We start from the raw sequence: 1081 nt of genomic DNA, 5'->3' as shown, positions 1-1081 counted from the left end.
TATCTCGTATATTAATAAGATGTTTATTATGCCTCCATATCTTACTTTGAATTATAGTAACCATAGAGTTTGTTATACTATATTCTTTTGCTTCTTCATCGTGATGGTTTATTATAGTTCCTTGAGAACCAATAATATTAAATCCGCAATTTATGCAATTCGAAGAGATAAACCCTTGAGAACCTTCTATTCTAATCTTACAACCGTGAATAGCATCCAGCCTGCATCCGTCTCCTTTTCCAATAACAATGTCGTAAAAATCTCTGTCATCATTGCTTAGTTCTATATCGTGAATATACTTATGATCAATATAGTTATGATCATTTTCATAACCTTTTCCTAAATATCCACCATAAGTTATTAAAGTGTTTCTAATGTTGACAGCTTTTATATTACATATCTCTCTTTTGTCAGCACAGAATATTATTTTTGATTCTGTATTAAATGAATCATCTACCATAAAATTTTTAATAAATACATGTTTATCCATTGCTGTATTTGTATTATCGTATTTTTTATCAGTAGAAGAAACAGAAAAACAATAATCCAAAGTATTTATAGGAGTTATCCTAGATCCATTTAAATCTATAGATGTATTCTTAAGAATAAATATGGTTTCTTTTATATAGTAAGTTAAACTCCATGGAAATAGAACTGTTAAATTTAAGTTATAATGGCTATCTGCTTTCCACTTGTTTATTGTATTTAATATTAAAGAAAGATCATATCCGTATGTACCATTTTTTTCAACTGTAGGAAGTATTGATTTTGATAAATCTAATATAGCACCATAAGCACCAAAAGTAACATCTTTAAAAGTAAAGAAACCGTCTACACCAAAGTTTTCAATGTTAGCTTTTGAATTTATTTTACCATTAGTTATACTGCCACCATCAAATAATATTTTACATCTTCTAGGAATATTTATAGTCTATCCGTTTAAATTAAAATCGTATTTTATTACATAAATAGTGTTAGTATCACTTAACATATCTTGGGTTAATATATTCTTACCATCTTGAATATTTCTTCTCAGTATTTTATACCCTAAATTTATATGGTTATGACTACTATACTTTCT

1 protein-coding gene is annotated in these 1081 nt (G+C 26.9%); it reads right to left on the bottom strand.

Going from position 1 to position 1081, the window contains the following annotated elements; all coding sequences use genetic code 11:
- On the bottom strand, positions 1-490 hold a 490-nt coding region (locus tag GH681_RS23175), incomplete at its 3' end, for a hypothetical protein (RefSeq protein WP_153163849.1).
- Positions 491-1081 lie beyond the last annotated feature (591 nt).

It is taken from the genome of Zoogloea sp. 1C4 (assembly GCF_009469605.1).
Lineage (GTDB): Bacteria > Pseudomonadota > Gammaproteobacteria > Burkholderiales > Rhodocyclaceae > Zoogloea > Zoogloea oryzae.
This window is presented reverse-complemented; position numbering and strand designations above follow the sequence as displayed.